At 70.6% G+C, this 17520-nt stretch carries 16 protein-coding genes and 1 pseudogene; 7 read left to right on the top strand and 10 right to left on the bottom strand.

Translation table 11 applies throughout. The annotated features are described in order from the left end of the window. The first annotated feature begins 314 nt into the window (after positions 1 to 314). Both ACIBSW_RS25125 and ACIBSW_RS25130 read left to right on the top strand, forming a co-directional pair. Positions 315 to 686: a hypothetical protein gene (locus ACIBSW_RS25125; RefSeq protein WP_354719113.1), complete on the top strand. Its 372-nt coding sequence runs from the start codon at positions 315 to 317 to the stop codon at positions 684 to 686. 250 nt (positions 687 to 936) lie between these two features. Continuing rightward, complete coding sequence (locus tag ACIBSW_RS25130; RefSeq protein WP_354719115.1) at positions 937 to 2853, top strand: FHA domain-containing protein; 1917 nt, start codon at positions 937 to 939, stop codon at positions 2851 to 2853. Here the strand turns inward: ACIBSW_RS25130 and ACIBSW_RS25135 are convergent. After that, complete coding sequence (locus tag ACIBSW_RS25135) at positions 2838 to 3866, bottom strand: cation diffusion facilitator family transporter (protein ID WP_354719117.1); 1029 nt, start codon at positions 3864 to 3866, stop codon at positions 2838 to 2840. The genes ACIBSW_RS25130 and ACIBSW_RS25135 overlap by 16 nt on opposite strands. A gap of 81 nt (positions 3867 to 3947) precedes the next feature. Here ACIBSW_RS25135 and ACIBSW_RS25140 point away from each other — a divergent pair, with 81 nt between their 5' ends. Beyond that, entirely contained in the window at positions 3948 to 4796 is an 849-nt protein-coding gene (locus tag ACIBSW_RS25140) for an NAD(P)-binding domain-containing protein (RefSeq protein WP_354719118.1), read from the top strand. Between the two features lie 45 nt (positions 4797 to 4841). Here the strand turns inward: ACIBSW_RS25140 and ACIBSW_RS25145 are convergent, their stop codons facing one another. Both ACIBSW_RS25145 and ACIBSW_RS25150 read right to left on the bottom strand, forming a co-directional pair. Then, positions 4842 to 5246 (bottom strand): hypothetical protein, encoded by a 405-nt coding sequence (locus ACIBSW_RS25145; RefSeq protein WP_404799454.1) that lies wholly within the window; start codon positions 5244 to 5246, stop codon positions 4842 to 4844. Positions 5247 to 5550: 304 nt separating this feature from the next. Then, positions 5551 to 6537, bottom strand: a complete 987-nt coding sequence (locus ACIBSW_RS25150; protein ID WP_354719122.1) for a WYL domain-containing protein — start codon at positions 6535 to 6537, stop codon at positions 5551 to 5553. Between the two features lie 53 nt (positions 6538 to 6590). Here ACIBSW_RS25150 and ACIBSW_RS25155 point away from each other — a divergent pair, with 53 nt between their 5' ends. Next, the gene (locus ACIBSW_RS25155; protein WP_354719123.1) at positions 6591 to 7274 is read left to right on the top strand and encodes an alpha/beta hydrolase; all 684 of its coding nucleotides are present in this window, start codon (positions 6591 to 6593) and stop codon (positions 7272 to 7274) included. Between the two features lie 72 nt (positions 7275 to 7346). Here ACIBSW_RS25155 and ACIBSW_RS25160 read toward each other — a convergent pair whose 3' ends face one another. From ACIBSW_RS25160 to ACIBSW_RS25180, 5 genes are all read right to left on the bottom strand, one after another. After that, entirely contained in the window at positions 7347 to 8900 is a 1554-nt protein-coding gene (locus ACIBSW_RS25160) for a hypothetical protein (RefSeq protein WP_354719125.1), read from the bottom strand. Positions 8901 to 9008: 108 nt separating this feature from the next. Continuing rightward, positions 9009 to 9935: a SpoIID/LytB domain-containing protein gene (locus ACIBSW_RS25165; RefSeq protein WP_354719127.1), complete on the bottom strand. Its 927-nt coding sequence runs from the start codon at positions 9933 to 9935 to the stop codon at positions 9009 to 9011. 2 nt (positions 9936 to 9937) lie between these two features. Continuing rightward, complete coding sequence (locus tag ACIBSW_RS25170; RefSeq protein WP_354719129.1) at positions 9938 to 10720, bottom strand: peptidase inhibitor family I36 protein; 783 nt, start codon at positions 10718 to 10720, stop codon at positions 9938 to 9940. 37 nt (positions 10721 to 10757) lie between these two features. Further along, entirely contained in the window at positions 10758 to 11585 is an 828-nt protein-coding gene (locus ACIBSW_RS25175; protein ID WP_354719130.1) for a peptidoglycan-binding protein, read from the bottom strand. Between the two features lie 144 nt (positions 11586 to 11729). Continuing rightward, positions 11730 to 12590: an NBR1-Ig-like domain-containing protein gene (locus ACIBSW_RS25180; protein ID WP_354719132.1), complete on the bottom strand. Its 861-nt coding sequence runs from the start codon at positions 12588 to 12590 to the stop codon at positions 11730 to 11732. Between the two features lie 123 nt (positions 12591 to 12713). Between ACIBSW_RS25180 and ACIBSW_RS25185 the strand changes: the two genes are divergently transcribed. Continuing rightward, positions 12714 to 13829, top strand: coding sequence for an NAD(P)/FAD-dependent oxidoreductase (locus ACIBSW_RS25185; RefSeq protein ID WP_354719134.1), 1116 nt, complete (start codon positions 12714 to 12716; stop codon positions 13827 to 13829). A 16-nt stretch (positions 13830 to 13845) separates the two neighbouring features. On the opposite strand, the gene ACIBSW_RS25190 is transcribed toward ACIBSW_RS25185, so the two are convergent. Continuing rightward, complete coding sequence (locus tag ACIBSW_RS25190; RefSeq protein ID WP_354719136.1) at positions 13846 to 14349, bottom strand: DUF4279 domain-containing protein; 504 nt, start codon at positions 14347 to 14349, stop codon at positions 13846 to 13848. 28 nt (positions 14350 to 14377) lie between these two features. Further along, complete coding sequence (locus ACIBSW_RS25195) at positions 14378 to 15253, bottom strand: phosphotransferase (RefSeq protein WP_354719138.1); 876 nt, start codon at positions 15251 to 15253, stop codon at positions 14378 to 14380. A gap of 292 nt (positions 15254 to 15545) precedes the next feature. On the opposite strand from ACIBSW_RS25195, the pseudogene rho reads away from it, so the two are divergent. Next, positions 15546 to 16751, top strand: a pseudogene (gene rho / locus ACIBSW_RS25200) (transcription termination factor Rho); the annotation flags it as partial. Between the two features lie 184 nt (positions 16752 to 16935). Next, positions 16936 to 17487, top strand: a complete 552-nt coding sequence (locus tag ACIBSW_RS25205) for a hypothetical protein (RefSeq protein WP_354719139.1) — start codon at positions 16936 to 16938, stop codon at positions 17485 to 17487. The last annotated feature ends 33 nt before the right edge of the window (positions 17488 to 17520 follow it).

Below are 17520 nucleotides of genomic sequence, written 5' to 3' on the forward strand. Positions count from 1 at the left end.
CGGACAGCAGGAACCGGGCGCTGCAACGCGCTGCGATCAGCGTCGCCAGGTACGTGTGGTGGTCTTCACCCCCGTAGTCGTCATTTTCCGCCCCGGGACGATACGTGAGTTGATCATCGACTGGCGATCCCGCTCGCCCGACCTGCTCGGTGGCCGGCGGAACGCCTACCACGCCGGGCGCGCAGCCTAGCCGCGCCGGCGGCCGCCGCCGAGCTTCGTGGTCGTTGGTCACCTGTTGGTGGGTTCGCGGGAACTGGACAGGTCGGGACGGCGACTGACATCCGAAGCGAGTCCGTCGGCTGAAAGGAACCATGGTGGCCCTGCCTGATCTGACCGGCTATGCCCTGCACCGCTCGATGCCAGATGCGGAGTTCGAGGGCACGGCGGTGCCCGGCCTGCGCGCTGACTTCTACCGGCGTAACGACGGCGACCGGATCGCCTCGGTGGGTCGCTACGTGTTCCAGGGCCGGGAGGTGCTGATGGCCTGGGGCTACGTGGACGAGCAGCACTGCCGCCGGCATGCCGTGCACGATCCGGCCGCGGGCTGGTGGCCGGCCGTGGATGGCTGCCCTGATGTGCGGTTCGTCCGCGACGGTGACAGCCCGGGCGCGCCGGTGGTGGGCCTGGAGGTGCGTGCGCCTGGAGGGGCCTGGCTGCGGGCCGGTGGCACTCTGATCGGCGCGTAGGTCAGCGGGTTCCGGAGGTCGCTGGGCGGTGGTTGCGGTCCCGTCATAACCACAGGTCGAAGTCGCCGAGTCGCCGGCTGAGCGCGCCGAGCATGCCGGCCGCGTCTGTACGCCAGATCCGGTCCAGCAGTTCCGCCACGTCGTCCACCGCACCAAGGTGCAGGAGAGATGAACCGCCTTCCAGGTTTTGTCGTGATGCAGGTGAGCAACGGCACCGCGTCGATTGTGACCCGGAGGAAGGACGGACGCAGTGACACCCGAGATCGTAGGGCGTGAAGGTCCGCTCACCGGGCGGCGGTTTCCGCTCGGCGCGACGCCGCTGACATTCGGGCGCCGGGCGGGCAACAGCGTTGTGCTGTCCGGATCTTGCGCCTCCCGTCGGCATGCTGAGATCCGTCCGGAGTCCGGTGGCCACGTGTTGCACGACCACAACAGCAGCAACGGGACATTCGTCAACGGCGAGCGGGTCACCACGCGTGCGCTTCAGCCGGGCGACCTCATCACGATCGACCAGGAGACGTTCTGCTTCGAGATGGCCGATGTCATGGACACCGTCCTCGGTCTGCCCGCGGTGCTGCCCGCCGGCCGTACACCTATGCCGGTCCTGCGGGCGACGATTGCCGGCGGAGGTCCGGTAGGGCTGACGCTGGCGCTGTTGCTTACCCGGCTGATGGGCGAGCGGGTGTCCGTGACCGTGTACGACGGCCGCTGGACCCGGGACGGGTCTCGCGTGGTCTGGAAGGACGAGTCGCAGGGCAACAACCGGCGGCAACAGGTCGTCACCTTGCAGAGCCGCCAGTACCTGAACCTTCCCGAGGAGGTGCAGGCGCATCTGTTCGACACGGACTCATACTCCGAGATGTGGCCCGCCGGTCCGGACTCCATCCGCGGTTATGGACCGCGGAACATCCGGATCGCCCACGTCGAGGACAAGCTCCTCGAGCTCGCGAACACCAAGCCCCAGCGCATCACGCTCATACCGGAGCGCTTCGATCTCGACGAGCGGCGTGACGCGGTGCTTCGGGACCACGTGCTCGCCATCTGCGAGGGTGGCCGGTCCCGCACCCGGGAACGCCTGGTCCACAAGTTCGGCAGTCCCGACAAGTCGATCTATTCGCTCGACGGCGAACATCTCCAGGACGTCGTACTTGGACTGAAGGTCAAGTCCACACTGCCCGACTCCATGAGTGTGCTGCTGACGGTGGCGCAGAACAGATTCCTGCTGAACTCCTTGCGCGGCGAGGGCTTCCTGAACATGCGCCTCACCGACGCCGAGGCGCAGGAGGTCGTCGGGATAGACCCCGTCCGTCGCGTCTTCGCCGACTGCATCGCGTCCCGGCCGTGCGTGATGGCACGCGACGCCGAAGGCGACTTCGGCTGCCCGACCCATCAAACCCTGTTCCTGCCCTCCCTCATCAAGCGATCGGCGCTCTGGCGGCAGGTGCTCGAGGGACTGCGCTACTTCGGCGTGGCCGAGGAGGACCTGAGCGCCGTCACCGCGTTCCGGCTCGACATGGTGCAGCGGGCGAAGTTCACCGCCCAGCTGTCCTCCGCCACCGCCGATGCTCCCGGCACGTACGCGTTCCTGCTCGGTGACGCCGCCAATGCAATCCACTTCTGGCCCGGACGGGGGCTCAACAGCGGGCTGGCGTCGGCCATCTCTCTGGCCCGCTCGCTCGGTAACACCTGGAGTGGCAGACCGCTCCGTGACGCCGACTTCATCCGCCACGAGGCGGCGATGTCGATGCTGCAGTACCGCCACAAGAGCCGCGCGTGGAAGGCCATGGTCATCACCGACGAGCAGGGCGTCACGCGCTCGATCAAGGATGCGTTCGCGCAGGATACCGCCGACACCGATGCCGCAGGGAAAGAAGCCGACATCGACGAGCTCATGGCTCGACTGCGCTCGATCCGCGGCCGGCTGGCGTCGCGGATCCCGGACCTGCCCGACGACACGACGCTTCGGGAACACCTGCGACAGCTGCAGGCCGCGACGCTGCGAACGCTGCTCGCGGGCGGACAGTGGGACACCGCCAACGTCGGTGGCGAGGAGGTGGACATCGACATCTTCTACCGGCCCGATCCGAGCGGCGGCGTCGCCAAGGTGCTGACCGGTGCCGAACGGCCGAGACGATCCGATACGGGCTCGGTTCAGTGTCCGGCGTGAGCGAGGCGGTCGCGGCGGGCGTGTGACAGGCCCGGGTGGTGCTGGCCGCCGGGGTGGCTGTCCGGGTCGACGTGGACGGTGGCCCCGGTCAGCCGGGGGACCTGGTGGGTGAGTTGGTGTTCGGCGTCGGCGGCGATCTCGTGCGCGGCGAGCAGGGTGAGCTGGGCGTCGACGACGACCGTGGCCTCGGCGTGCAGGCGGTGGCCGATCCACCGCAGCCGCAGCCCGCCGACGTCGCGGACGCCGGGTATCGCGCGCAGGGCCGCCTCGGCCCGGTCGACGAGCCGCGGGTCGACGCGGTCCATGAGCCGGCGGTACACCTCGCGGGCGGCGTCCTTGAGCACGAACGCGATGGCGACGGTGATGGCGAGGCCGATGACCGGGTCGGCCCAGCTCCAGCCGAGCCAGGTGCCGGCCGCGGCGAGCACGACGGCCAGGGAGGTGAAGCCGTCGGTGCGGGCGTGCAGGCCGTCGGCGACCAGCGCGGCGGAGCCGATGCGCCGGCCGACGGTGATTCGGTACCGGGCGACGAGCTCGTTGCCGCAGAAGCCGATCAGCCCGGCCGCGAGCACCCAGGGCAGGTGGGTCATCGGCCGCGGGTCCAGCAGCCGGTCGACGGCGAGCCAGCCGGCGGCGATCGCCGAGCCGGCGATGACCAGCACGATCACGATGCCGGCGAGGTCCTCGGCCCGGCCGAAGCCGTAGGTGTACGCGCGGGTAGCGGCTCGCCGGCCGAGCCAGAACGCGATGCCGAGCGGGACGGCGGTCAACGCGTCGGCGACGTTGTGCAGGGTGTCGCCGAGCAGGGCGACCGATCCGGAGGACGCGACGATCAGCGCCTGCAGCGCGGCGGTCACCCCGAGGACGGCCAGGGAGATCCACAGGGCGCGCATGCCGTCGCGGGAGGCCTCCAGGGCCGGGTCGACCTTGTCCGCGCTGTCGTGCGAGTGCGGGGTGATCGCATGGCGGACGCGGTGCCACACGCCGCCGTGGTGGTGCGGGTGCTCGGCCATGAATTGATCCTACGTGCTCCCCTTGTCGTGCGACAATGCTGCTATTGCCAATGACCTGCATAAACACGCTAGATTGCGCGGATGGAGATCGTTGGCTTGGTCGGTGCCGGACACATGGGCTCGGGGCTCGGTTGGGCGTTGCGCGAGGGCGGGCACGACGTCGTCACCTCGCTGGCGGGCCGGTCGGCGCGTACGGCGCGCCTGGCGCAGGCCGCCGGGCTGCGCGTCGTGGCCCGGCCGGCGGACGTGGTGGCGGAGGCGGACGTGATCCTCGTCGTCACGCCGCCGGGGGCTGCGGCCGACGCCGCCGCCGAGATCGCCGCGATGGCCGGGGCGTCCCGAGCCCGGCCGCTCGTGGTGGACCTCAACGCCGTCTCGCCGACGACCGCGGCCGCGGCCGCCGAGGTGGTCACCGCGGCGGGCTTCGACTTCGTGGACGGCTCCATCTCGGGTCCGCCGCCGACGGTACGGCCCGGAGCGACGCTTTACCTCTCCGGTCCCCGGGCCGCCGAGGTCGCGGCGTTGCGCTGGACGCACGCCAGACCGGTGGTGGTCGGCGACCGCATCGGTGCCGCGAGCGCGGTGAAGATGTCCACCGCTTCGGTCTACAAGGGACTTATGGGCCTGATGGCGCAGGCGATCCGGTCCGCGTCGGCGCATGGCGTACTCGAGCCGGTGATGGCCGACCTCGGCGAGGGCTTCGGAACGCCGTACGAGGTGGGCCTGGCCGCGACCAAGGCGCACCGCTATGTCGCCGAGATGCGGGAGATCGCGCGGTCGCAGGCCGCGGCGGGCCTCACGCCCGCGCTGTTCGAGGCCTTCGCCGAGGTCTGGGCCGACATCGCGGACCGGCCGCTCGCCGACGGCCAGCCCGAGACGCTGCCGCGCGCGATGACCGCGCGCCAGGTGGCCGACGGGTTGTGTGAATAGGCGCTGGGCCGCATGAGTGCCGCGCTGAACGGCCCGGCGGGATCGTCAGCCGAAAAGCTCCTTGAGCTTCTCGATGCCGAGGTTGCAGATCGCGGCCCGATCTGCGGCGTCCTCCGAGACGAGATCGCCCTCGATGAAGATGCGGCACGTCACCTTGTCGGTGTCCGAAGAAATGGCCCCGATGTGCGCGAGCTCCAGGAATTGGTCGTCGTCCACTGTCACGGTGGTCGACCAGGGCGTCGGGAACGGTTCGCCCTTCGGCTCCCCGAGTTTGCGGCCGATGTGCGCGGGGCCGATGTCCCACGCAATCTGCAGAGCGCTGCCGCTCGCCGTCTCCACCTCGAAACGTACCTGCGCCCCGGGAAGCTGTTGCGCCGAATAGACGCTGCCGCCGGAACTGCGTACCAGGTAGGCGGTGCCGCCGGCCGCCAGGAGGGCGGCCGCGGTCACGGCGACGTAGGTGCGGAGCCGGGAGCGCCGCGGTTCGCCGACGTCGCCAAGATCAATCATCGCGGCAGCATAGATGGCGCCGCCATTGCTGGGTATATCGCCGCCTGCACCAGAGCCTACCGGGTCGAATGCGACCGAGTGTGCTCGTTTCTGTCTACGTGGGCGATTCCAGTGATTAGTGCAGTGGCAATTTCGTCGAAATGTGGACCGATGAGGAAGCCATTTCTTCATCAACGTCTATCTGTCGCTGAACCCGATGTGGGGACACGATCGGGCGGCGGACGACCTGCCAGCGGATGAGCCTTCACTCAGCAGGCTGAGGCCCGTCCACAGGAGGGGGCGGGAGTGCCGCGGTGAAGCGGGCCGCGAGGGCGGCCACGGCGTCACGTAGTTCGGGGCCTTCTTCCACGGTGAAGTCGAACGGGATCACGCTCAGCCATTCCTGGGCGTACATGGCCGGGTTCTGGGTGCTGCCGACGAGTATGCAGCGGTCGCCGTCGGGGTCGAGGCGGCCCATCGGTGGACGGATCCAGGGGGCGACCTTGGCTCGCGGGGCGTGGAACAGGACGCGGGTGGGGTATCGCCAGCCCTTGCCCAGGTTCTCCTCGAGCATGGCGACCGGGTCCAGGTGGTCGGGCGCGGTGGCGGCGTGCGGCAGCTGCCGCGCCGCGCGGATCCGGTCGATCCGGTACGTGCGGATCGCGTCCGCGCGGTGCGAGTGGCACAGCAGGTACCAGCGGCCGTGGCGCACCACGACCGCCCACGGGTCCACTTCGGCGTCCCACTGTTCGCCGCTCTCGCCCCGGTAGGTGAGCAGGACTCGGCGGCGGTCGGCGACGGCGGCGACCAGGGTGCTCGTGGTGGCGGGGTCGGCGCGGGCCGAGTGCCGGTCCGGGGTGGCCGCGGCGTGGTCCCGCAGCGCGGCCGCCTGCCGTCCGACGCTGTCCGGGAGCGCCCGGATGACCTTGCTGAGCGCCGCGCCGACCAGGTCGTCGGCGTCGATGGCGGACGGCTGCCCGTCGAGCACGGCCATGACCAGGCCGAGGGCCTGCTCCTGGGTGAAGACGACCGGCGGCAGCCGGGTGCCGCGGCCGAGCCGGTAGCCGCCGTAGGGACCGCGGCTCGGCTCGACCGGGATGCCGGCCTCGCGGAGGATTCCGACGTAGCGTCGCGCGGCCCGCTCGGTCACGCCCAGCTGCGCGGCGAGCTGATCGGCCGTGGTGCCGGGGGCCGCCTGCAGGATTTCGAGCGTGCGCAGGGCGCGGGCGGTAGGGCTCGGAACGGTTCGCACAGCGAAAACGGTACCGGAAGCGGATCGTCCGGAATCGGTTCTAGGTTGGCGTCATGAGCGAACAACAGCTGGTGCTCCTGGGCGGCCTCTGGCTCGACGGGTCGGCGTGGGCCGGCGTCGTATCCGAGCTGGCACGGGCAGGCCGCAGTGCGGTGGCGGTGACACTGCCGGGTCAGGGCGACGGGAACACGGCGGCGACGCTGGCCGACCAGATGAACGCGGTGCTCGCCGCCGTGGACGCCGGTGCCGGAGAGTCGGTGGTCGTCGGGCACTCCGCCGCCTGCACCCTGGCCTGGATGGCGGCCGACGCGCGGCCCGAGCGGGTGGCCAAGGTGGTGCTGATCGGCGGGTTCCCGTCGGCCGGCGGGCAGCCGTACGCGGACTTCTTCGAGATCGCCGGCGGCGTCATGCCGTTTCCCGGCTGGGCGCCGTTCGAGGGTGCCGACGCCGCCGACCTCGATGAGCCGGCCCGGCGGGCGTTCGCGGCGGCGGCGATCCCGGTTCCCGAGGGCGTGGCCAGAGGTGTCGTGGCGCTGAGCGACGAGCGGCGATTCGACGTCCCGGTCGTTCTGGTCTGCCCGGAGTTCACGCCGGCGCAGGCGCGGGAGTGGATCGCCGCGGGCGAGCTTCCCGAGCTGGCCCGGGCCAAGCACGTCGACCTGGTCGACATCGACTCCGGACACTGGCCGATGGTGACGCGGCCGGCCGAGCTGGCCCGGATCCTCGCCGCGGTCTGAGCGGAACGGCCGGCAGAGACGAAGATCTGAGTGGGAGGGCCGGCAGGGACGAACCCGCCGGCCCTTCACCGGTCAGCCGACGGTGTACGCCCGGTAGATCGTCACCTGCGCGTACTCGCCCTTCGTGGTGGTGATCCGGCTGCGCAGCGCGACCGCGCCGCTCGCCGGGTTCTGGATCGTGGCCTGCCAGCGGCCGCCGACCTTCTTGACCGGTACGGATCGCCAGGTCTTGCCGTTGTCGAAGGACACCTGCGCGGTGACCTTCTTGGCGGTGACCTTCCCGAGCTTCAGGTCCGGGGTGTTCCTGCGGCGGTCTGGGCGGATCTCGAGGACCGTGCTGGAGTTCGCCTTCGCCCGGTTGTTCATGTCCAGGCCGGCAGGGACCATCCGCGGCAGGATCACGTCGGCGTGGCGGGACTTCGCCTTGGGGTTCAGCTTCATCCCGAAAGTCACCTGCGCGCGTGGCGAGAGCATGTCGGCCGGGTGCTTGATGCCGGGCCGGTACCGCTTAGCGTCGACCTCCAGCCGGTACCAGCCCTTTTTCTTGATCTTCGTGCTGAACTCGGGGCCCTTACCCTCCCAATCCGTGCGCCACTGCGCCTTTACCACCTTGTTCGCGCCGTTGTACAGCGTCACCCGTGATCGCTCGCTGGCCTCGGAGTACTCGTCGTACGAGGGGTCGGTGAACATCAGCGACGTGTCGAACCTCAGCGTGCTGGAGTACATGCCGGGCAGGTTTCGGCCCGGTCCCCAGGCGGCGCTGAAGAAGCTGCGGGAGTACGACTTGCCCGCGGCCAGGGTGAGATTGCGGACGTCGAAGCCCATGTGGGCGCTGGCGCCGCCGCTCTCCGTGCCCCACCAGTCGGCCTCCAGGCGCCATCTGCCCGGACTGGCATGGATCTTGGCGACGACCGGGCTGATCCCGGAGAAGGCGGAGGCGCCGTATCCGGCGTGGCACGGGGTGTGCTCCTCCAGGGTCAGGCTGACGTTGTCGCTGCCGGCCGGGCCGCGCTTGACCCGTCCGGTGACGGTGGCGAGCGAGGCGGTGCGGTAGGTGCGGCTGACACCCGCGGGCACGGCGGACTTGGTGGCACCGGCGACCATCCACAGGTTGCCCATCGCCCCGTCCGACCAGTTGGAGCTGTAGGCGAACTGCAGGCGCTTCGACGAGTTGGGGATGACGAACAGCTTGCCGGGCACGTTCCAAGCCCCGATCTCGGTGAAAGAGCTGTCCGAGTCGGCACAGATCTGTGCGCGCAGCTCCTGCCGGAACGCGTCGCCCGGGTTCTTGTCCAGGGCCAGCTTGACCGGCTTGCCACGGCGGGCGTCGATCGTCGTGGTGGTTCTGCCCGAGACCTTGAGCACCCGCGCGCCGAGCGTGTCGGTGCCGTCCTTGGTCGAGTAGACGTTGGTGAGGACCGCGTATTTGCCCTTTTTCAGTTTCTTGGCCTTGAGGCTGGTGCCCCGGTACTCCTGGCCGTTGTCCAGGTTGATCAGGTGCAAGGGCGCCTTGAGCTTCGCGCCGCTGCGGTCGTATGTGATGACGGTGAGGTACGCGGTCGCGGTCGCGGCCGAAGCGGGCGCGCTCACCAGGGTGACCGGCAGCAGCACCGTGGCCGCAGCCATTAGCGCGGTAAGTCTTCGCATCATCGCCCCCGACGATTAATCAATGGACGGCGATACTAACCCGGCACGCCGCCCACCGCGGGTCCGCGGTGGACGGCGCGCAACGCGTCAGGAGATGGCCACGTCGCTGTAGTAGTGGCGCAGGATCGCCTGGTAGTTCTTGCCCGCGTTCGCGAGGTCACGCGAGCCGTACTGCGAGAGCCAGTCCCCGTCGACCCAGCCGCCGCAGGCGGTCGTGGTCGCGCAGTAGTGCGCCCGCAGGATGTTGCCGTTCCGGGCCATCCGGGTCGACCAGGTGCGGTCCACCGCGGAGGACGTCGAAGCCTGCGCCGACGACGGCCGGTATACCTGGTCGCCGGTGTCGTCGCGGACGTCGTAGCACTGGCCGCCGGACGTCTTGCGGGTCGAGTGCAGCGCCCAGTACCAGCCGTAGCTCTTGACGGCCATGGCGCCGGCCTCCAGCGAGGCGTCCGGCCAGCTCGTGATCCATTCGTTCGGGAGGACGTTCTTGACGTACGTCTTGAAGTCGACCCGGTCGACGCGGCCGAGACCGACCCGGTAGACCAGGATGGTGCTCGGCAGCTTGCTGTTGGTGCCGTCGGTGGTGCAGCCGGTCGGGCCGCCCGTGCTGAGCAGCTCGTGCGAGGCGTTGTTGTTCTTCAGCGTGGCGTTGAGGTTGCCCTTCGCCCCGGACGCGAAGTCCTGGCTCGCGCCGGCGAAGTTGCTGTTGAAGAAGACCCGCACGGTCCGGCCGGTGCGGTTCCACACCGACGCGGCGTTGTTCTTCACGCACACGCCCTGGCCTTCGCCCGCGCCCTTGAACTCGTAGCAGGACGGCTGGGTCGTGCCGTAGTCGTCCTGGGACTCGGTGAAGTCGGAGACCGAGCCGGCCTGGTCGCTGTTGAAGTAGTAGCAGAACTCGCCGCTGTCGCAGGTGCCGTCGCGGTCGGCGGCGGACGCCGCACCCGGCGCCACCGCGACGCCGATGAGCGCCGCGACCAGGACGGCCAGCGCGGCCGGAATCCTCCTCAGCATGGTCACCAGCCGCTCGGGACGTACGCCCAGCCCAGGTAGTCGGACCGGTTCCGGAACGTGTTGGTCTGGTAGACGGTCGGCCCGGTGCTGATGGCGCTGTTGCCGCCGATGGAGAGCATGACGTGTCCGTACTGCGAGGTGGACGTGAAGAACACCGCGGTTCCGGCGGGCGGCACCGAGCCGGTGTGGATGCGCCCGTTGTCGCGCTGCCACTGGTAGTGGGTCTTTGCCGAGGCGAATCGGCCGCTGGTGCCGAACGCCCGCTCGACGAAGAGCTCGCACTCGTTGTTCCAGTCGGTGGCGCCGAGCCGGGCCCGGGCGAACGCGACGGCCTCGGACGCGCGCGGGTCGGCGGGGAAGGTGCTGCCGCCGGAGGCGCCGATGTTGTGCGAGGCGTTGTTGTTCTTCAGCGTCGCGTTGAGGTTGCCCTTGGCGCCGGACGCGAAGTCCTGGGTCGCGCCGGCGAAGTCGCTGTTGAAGTAGACCCGCACGGTCTTGCCGGTGCGGTTCCACACCGACGCCGCGTTGTTCTTCACGCACACGCCCTGGCCGTTGCCGGCGCCCTTGAACTCGTAGCAGGACGGCTGCGTCGTGCCGTAGTCCTCGACCGACTCGGTGAAGTCGGAGACGGAGCCCTCCTGGTTGCTGTTGTAGTAGTAGCAGAACTCGCCGCTGTCGCAGTCCCCGTCGCGGGCCGCGGCCGACGCCGGCGAGGCGGCGCCGAGGATGGACGTGGTGACGGCGAGTGCGGCGCCGACTGCGGCCAGGCTCTTGCGGATGTTCATGGTGTCCTCTCGTGGACGGTGAGGGGTGGTTTGCGGGTCACTGCCCGCGCTGGTACTGCTCCCAGGTCTTGATCGGAATCCGGGGGCCGTCGTCCGGGCCCCGGTTGGCCAGGCCGTTCATGCCGAGGTAGTAGTCGCCGGCCTGATGCTGCGCCTGGCTGGACAGGTCCGTGTCGTTGATCGCCGTGGCGTGGATGTGCCACGGCCAGTCGCCCTGGCTCGGGTCGCGGACCCAGGCGGCGAAGCCGACCTGGCGCAGGGACCGGACGACGGCGGTGCGCCTGGCGGCGGTCATGCCGGTGACCCCGATGTCGACCACGCCCCCGCCGTCGTGCGTACCGGCCGAGGTCGGGTCGCCGCCCGGGTTGTACGAGCCCTGCTCGAGCACGAGGGTCTGGCCGAGCAGGCGCTGGGCCTCGGCCAGCATCGCCTGGGTACGGGCGTCGACGACGAACCCGTCGCGCTGCACCTTCGCGCCCGGGCCGATCGTGTTGCCGACGGTGTACCGGTTCTGCCCGAGCTTGGTCAGCGACGTCGTGCCGGGCAGCCCGTTCGCGGCCAGGCCGGTGTAGCCCAGCGAGCGCTGATAGGCCGCGTACGCCGAGACGGTCTCGGTGCCGAAGTAGCCGTCGACCCACTGCGCGTTCAGCAGATTCCGGGCCTGGAGTGCCTGCTCGACCGCGAGCACGGAACTCTTCGCGCCCGGGGTCAGCGTGTGGTCGGCACGGCGTGGGTCGATCTGTGCGGCCAGGACGGTGGCACCCATGTCAACGACGGGCTGCGCGGCCGTGGCCCAAGCGTGGGCCGGGCCGCCGACGGCCACGCAGAGCCCGGCGAGCCCGGCGGCCATCCAGGTACGGCGCATGGTCGATCCTCCTCATCGGTGTGGAGTCGCGTTTGGGAACGGACACCACCCTGCGAGAAGAGATCTGCTGTTCGGTACCCCCGTCGTTCTGTCAGATCCGTCAGACCGCCGCTGACCTCGGCGGACGCGGTGTTGTCAGATTGGTCAGGCGGTGACGGTGACCTGGAAGTACACCGGCCGGCGGCTGGGGAAGTAGGGCCGCCCGTGCTCGTCGACCATTTTCCAGGCGACCCAGCACTGGCCGGGCCGGCTCGGCGCGGTGACCGGGACGCTGATCATCACCTGCTCGCCGGGTGCCGTGTCGCCGATCGCCACCCGGTCCGGCACCAGGCAGCCTTCGTCGTCGCCGCCGGGGTTCGCCGGCGCCAGGTACCGGCCTTGCCAGGCGACCGATCCCACGTTGGCGATCGCCCACACCTTCACGAAGCGGGCGTTCACCTTCACCCGCGTGCCGTCGGGGATCGTGACGTCGGCGACGAATCTGCTGGCGTCCCCGGGAATCAACGTCTCCGACGACTTGGAGGGTGACGGCGGCAAGACGCCGGCGCCGGCACCGGCGCCGTCCCGGGATGCGTTGCCGCGGACGGTGACGCCCAGGACGACGATCATCGCCGCCACCGCGGCCGCGGCGACGAGCCACGGCAACCGCTGCCGGCGCGCATCGGTGACCTCGTCCCGGTCCGCCGTCTGCAGCGCGCCCCGGTTCATCGGCACCACGACGCCGGACAGGACGGGCTCTTCGACGGCGGGCGCCGGCCCAAGGGGCTGAGCGTCCTCCCATCGGCGCCGCCACTGGACCTCGTCCGCCTCGCAGGCCCGGACGAACTCGCGCGTGGTCTCCCAGGAGGGGAACCGGGTCCCGGCGGCGGCCTCGTGCAGCGTCGTGTGGGAGATCCGGCCCGATCGCCCGGCCATCCTCCGGAATGACGGGTTGCCCACGGCGGTCCGCAGCGTTCGCAGCTGTTCGGCGAACCTCTCGGCGGCGGTGCCATCCTGGTCTTCCATCCGTCTCCCAAGTCAGACGTTCGTCGTCAGAGCGGGTAAGAGGGTACCGAAGCGGGCTTCGGAGATCATCAATGTGAGCACCCTGCGTGACTTGCGACTCAGCCGTCGAGCACACTGCTGCGCATGGAAAACGTGACTGTGCTCGGGGCCGGCGCCGCCGGCCTCGCCGTGGCTGCTCAGCTGAAGGCCCGCGGCGTGGACTGCGTCGTCCTCGAGCGCGGCCCGGGAGTGGCCACCAGCTGGCGCGGCCGGTACGACCGGCTGCGCCTGCACACCATCCGCAGCCTGTCCGGCCTGCCCGGATTCCCCATCCCCCGGTCGTACGGCCGCTGGGTCAGGCGGGATGACCTGGTGCGCTACCTGGAGGCGTACGCGGAGCGCTTCGGGATCGACGTGCGGACCGGGACGACGGTGGAGGGCGTCAAGCCCGGCGCCGCCCGCTGGTCGCTGCGGTTGCAGGACGGCTCCGAGCTGTCCTCGCGGACTCTGGTCGTCGCGACCGGATACCTGCACACGCCGGTGGTGCCGCCGTGGCCCGGGCGGGAGACGTGGACGGGCACGCTGGTTCACTCCGCGCAGTACCGCAACGCCGAGCCCTTCCGGGGCAAGAACGTCCTGGTGGTCGGTCCGGGCAACAGCGGCGCGGAGATCGCCACAGACCTGGCCGAGGGCGGCGCCGCCTCGGTGAGCCTCGCGATCCGTACCCCGCCGCACATCGTGCGCCGCGAGACGGCGGGCTGGCCGGCGCAGCTGAACGGTCTCCTGCTAGGTCGCCTGCTGCCGGAGCGGGCCTTCAACGCGATTGCCGCCACGATGGCCCGGATGGAGATGCCGGACCTGCGGCCGTACGGCATCGACCGCCCGGCCGAGGGGCTGAAGACCCGGCTGCGCACCCAGCGCTACGTGCCGTTGCAGGACGTCGGCATCGTCCGGGATGTCGTGGCCGGGCGGGTGCGCCCGGTCGCCGCCGTGCAGAGCTTCACCGAGACGTCGGTGGTGCTGGCGGACGGCACGAGCATCGAGCCGGACGTGGTCATCGCGGCCACCGGGTACGGAACCGGGCTGAACGAGCTGTTCGACGACCCGTCGCTGTTCGACGAGACCGGCGTGCCGTTGGTGCACGGGGGCGCGGCCGCCCGCCCGGGCCTGTTCTTCATGGGGTACGACGTCACGCTGGGCGGGATGCTCCGCCAGGCGGCGATCGAGTCGCGCCGCGTGGCCCGAACCGTCCAAGGGTGACGATGGCCCGTCCTCCTCAGTCGACCAGGACGTACTGGTCGTGTTCCAGGCTCAGGTCGAGGGCGGCCAGCCGGTGCAGGGTTGCGGCGCTGTAGGCGATCGTCGCGGTGGAGACCGAGACGTCGCCGTCCTCGTCGCGGTCGCCCTGCATCTCGATGAGGATCATGATGCCCGCGCGCATGCCCAGGCCGTCGCGGGCCGCGGCGATGCCTTCCGCGTACGGCTCGACGGCGTCGAGCAGCTCCTTCAGGACGTGCTCGGTGATGTGGGTTTCGCGGGCCGGCAGCTCGTAGTGCCAGCCGCTGAAGCGCCGCGGCGTCCGGAAGCGGGGATGCGGGTCGCCGCGCCGCCACATGGCGGTCGGCCGCAGGCCCGCCAGCCGGGTCACCTCGTCCGGCTCGAAGGCCATCAGCTCCAGCTCGTCCGCGGTGTATGGCGGGTCGCCGGTGACGACGTCGCGCTCCAGGAACAGGTACGCGCGCTGGGTGCAGCGGACCGTGGCAGCATCGGTGTCAATCATTGCGGCGAGGGTAGCGTCCGGCGCCGATTCAGGCGAGGTAGCTCCGCAGGTATGTCCAGGCCGCGGTGATGTCCTCGGTCGCCTCGTGCGGCCGCCGCAGCTCGTCGGCGTACCCGGCGATGTCGGCGAGCTGCCACCGCAGCCGGAAGAGCGCCGACGCGGCCGGGTCGCCGTGGTCGCCGTCGACCAGCCACAGGTCCCGTTCCGGCGGGGCGATCCGCACGGTCTCCCAGTCGACGAGGACCAGGCCGGACGCGGTCCGCATCAGGTTGCCGGGATGCGGTTCGCCGTGGGTCACCACCCAGCTCTGCGGCGTCGCCTCCGCCTTGGCGACGAGCCCGTCGTACTCGGCGAGCATGTCGCTCAGGCGTACGGAATGGTCGCTCAGCAGCCGCCACGCCCGCTCGGCGAACGGGCCGCCCGTCCACGGCCGGCCGAGATCGACGAGCCCGGCCCGGCCCGGCAGGGCCAGGTCGAGGCGCTCGGCGGTGGCCGGTGCCGCGGTCCGGTGCAGCCGCGCCAACAGCCCGAGCACCTCGGGCACGTCCTCGGGCCGGTGCGGTCCGAAGCGGCCCGCCTCGCCGTCGACCAGCGGGTACACCGATAGGGCGTAGCGGGGGCCGAGCCGCAGCGCCGCCGACCCGGTCCGCGCCGGCAGCGGCGCGACCACGAACTCCAGCCCGGTCCGGCGCAGGGCCAGGGTGGCGTCGAGCGCCCGCCGCAGCGACCCGAACGCCCGGTCGTCGTCGACCCGGTCGACGGTCAGGAAGTTGTCGTCGGTCGTCCAGTGGTAGCTGCCGAACCCGACGGGCCGGTACCGCGCGGACCGGGCCCGAATTCCCCAGCCCTCCGCCAGCCCGGCCAGCAGCTCGGCGGTATCCAGGCCGTCCGGCTCATCCAGCATGGGCGCGAGTATGTCCCCGCCCGCAAACGGTTTCAACGCGATTTACTGGACACGACGGCGCTTACGGGACGCCGGCCGCCCGGCGGGTTGTAGGGTCCGGCCCGGCGCGCTACCTTTAACGCAGTCGGGACCTGGACGTAGGCGGCAGAGCCGCCCCCTGGGAGTCCCCAATCAGCCGAGTTTCGAAAGACCGGCCCCGGTTTTCTTTTCTTCCTGAGGCGTAGTGGGTATTTCCGCAGCCTCGCTCGCGCGTTTTCCGCGCACCCTGAAATGAGGAGTTACCCCCATGACTGAAACCGACGTTCGCTCCGGCGGACGCCGTACCGCACAGACCCGTCGCCGGCCCGCCGGCACCGGGCCCCGCAACCGGCCGGTGGACAACGGTCCCGGTGCGCCGGCCGCCGAGGTAGCGGTCGACGCCCTGCTCGACATCGTTGACGACAAGGCCTGGCTGCGCGCCGACGGCTACCTGCCCGGCCCCGACGACATCCCACTGGCGTCGGGACAGCTCCGGACGCACGGCCTGCGCCGCGGTGATCACGTCACCGGCGTCGCCCGCGTGCCGGGCGGCCACCGGCCGGCGACGCTCGAGGTGGCGACCATCAACGGCGAGGACCCGAAGCAGGCCGTCCGCCGCCCCGACTTCTACAAGCTGACCGCGCTGTACCCGCAGGAGCGGCTGCGGCTCGAGACCGAACCGCACCTGCTCACCACCCGGGTCATCGACCTGGTCATGCCGATCGGCAAGGGCCAGCGCGCCCTGATCGTCTCGCCGCCGAAGGCCGGCAAGACGATGGTGCTGCAGGCGATGGCCAACGCGATCACCCAGAACAACCCCGAGTGCCACCTGATGGTCGTGCTCGTGGACGAGCGGCCCGAAGAGGTCACCGACATGCAGCGCTCGGTCAAGGGCGAGGTCATCGCGGCCACCTTCGACCGGCCGCCGACCGACCACACCGCGCTGGCCGAGCTCGCGATCGAGCGCGCCAAGCGGCTGGTGGAGGCCGGCGGGGACGTCGTCGTGCTGCTCGACTCGATCACCCGGCTCGGCCGGTCGTACAACCTGGCGGCGCCGGGCCGCGGGCGCACCCTGTCCGGCGGCCTCGACTCGACCGCGCTCTACCCGCCGAAGCGGTTCCTCGGCGCGGCGCGCAACATCGAGAACGGCGGCTCGCTGACCATCCTGGCGACCGCGCTGGTCGACACCGGATCGGCGATGGACACCGTCATCTTCGAGGAGTTCAAGAGCACCGGTAACGCCGAGCTCAAGCTCGACCGGGCGCTGGCCGAGGGTCGGCTGTTCCCGGCTATCGACGTCACCGGCTCCGGCACCCGGCACGACGAGACGCTCGTCGCGCCCGCCGAACTGGCCCTCATGCACCAGCTCCGCCGGGCGCTGGGCAGTCAGGACCGCAAGCAGAGCCTGCAGCAGCTCCTCGACCACCTGCGGACGACCGGCTCCAACGCCGAGTTCCTGCGCCGGGCCGCCCGCGCGTAGGCGCTGCTCACACGGCGGCCAGATGATCAACCGTGACACGCCGGGTGTCCCCCGTCGGCGGTCCCGTCCATCGTTGGCACGCACCGGACGTTCGGCCAGCTAACCTCCACGCTACGGACATTTCAGCTCACGGCCGGGCGAAGTGACTGGTGATCGCCTATTTCGGCATGCCAGGGTGTTCCTTGTGAAATCCAAGGTGCCAACCCGGGTGTACAACGCCGAGCAGACCGATGCGGGCTGGCGTTCTATGTCCATGCTGGTCCGGCTCGTGCAGCGTGGCGGCCACCCCGCCGCCGTCGCGCAGACGATCGAGCTGGGCCCCGGGGAGAAGCAGTACGGCTCGTTCCTCGTCGACGTGTCCGCCTACCTGTCCACCAAGGTGGACTACTCCAGCAGCATCTTCGCCAGCGGCGGCCTCTTCTTCACCGGGCACAGCACCGAGAAGCGGGACGGCTGGCGCGGCGACGGGCGGCAGGCGGCGATCGTCACCAGTCAGCGGCTGGTGCTCGCCGGGGCGTCGTACGACTTCCGTTCCCTCATCCTGGTGCAGCCCAACCCGCTCGACTGGTCGGTGAACCTCTACTTCCAGGGTGCCCAGCCGATCATGCTGCGCGGCCCGTGGGTCCCGTGGATGACCGTGGTGATGTGTGCCGAGCTCTACGGCTCGCCGTGGCCGCCCGGGCACGCGCCGGACGTCGACGTGCCGATCAAGGTGATGTGCGAAAACGCGCAATAGCGCTGGCAGTGAGATCCTGCCAGGCTGAGCACT

The organism is Actinoplanes sp. NPDC049668 (genome assembly GCF_044465445.1).
In the GTDB taxonomy this organism is placed as follows: domain Bacteria; phylum Actinomycetota; class Actinomycetes; order Mycobacteriales; family Micromonosporaceae; genus Actinoplanes.

Coding starts and splice junctions, on each gene's coding strand:
- ACIBSW_RS25135 (WP_354719117.1), bottom strand. CDS start 3,866: ATGGCCGAGCACCCGCACCACCACGGCGGCGTGTGGCACCGCGTCCGC.
- ACIBSW_RS25140 (WP_354719118.1), top strand. CDS start 3,948: ATGGAGATCGTTGGCTTGGTCGGTGCCGGACACATGGGCTCGGGGCTC.
- ACIBSW_RS25155 (WP_354719123.1), top strand. CDS start 6,591: ATGAGCGAACAACAGCTGGTGCTCCTGGGCGGCCTCTGGCTCGACGGG.
- ACIBSW_RS25160 (WP_354719125.1), bottom strand. CDS start 8,900: ATGGCTGCGGCCACGGTGCTGCTGCCGGTCACCCTGGTGAGCGCGCCC.
- ACIBSW_RS25165 (WP_354719127.1), bottom strand. CDS start 9,935: ATGCTGAGGAGGATTCCGGCCGCGCTGGCCGTCCTGGTCGCGGCGCTC.
- ACIBSW_RS25170 (WP_354719129.1), bottom strand. CDS start 10,720: ATGAACATCCGCAAGAGCCTGGCCGCAGTCGGCGCCGCACTCGCCGTC.
- ACIBSW_RS25175 (WP_354719130.1), bottom strand. CDS start 11,585: ATGCGCCGTACCTGGATGGCCGCCGGGCTCGCCGGGCTCTGCGTGGCC.
- ACIBSW_RS25180 (WP_354719132.1), bottom strand. CDS start 12,590: ATGGAAGACCAGGATGGCACCGCCGCCGAGAGGTTCGCCGAACAGCTG.
- ACIBSW_RS25185 (WP_354719134.1), top strand. CDS start 12,714: ATGGAAAACGTGACTGTGCTCGGGGCCGGCGCCGCCGGCCTCGCCGTG.
- ACIBSW_RS25190 (WP_354719136.1), bottom strand. CDS start 14,349: ATGATTGACACCGATGCTGCCACGGTCCGCTGCACCCAGCGCGCGTAC.
- ACIBSW_RS25195 (WP_354719138.1), bottom strand. CDS start 15,253: ATGCTGGATGAGCCGGACGGCCTGGATACCGCCGAGCTGCTGGCCGGG.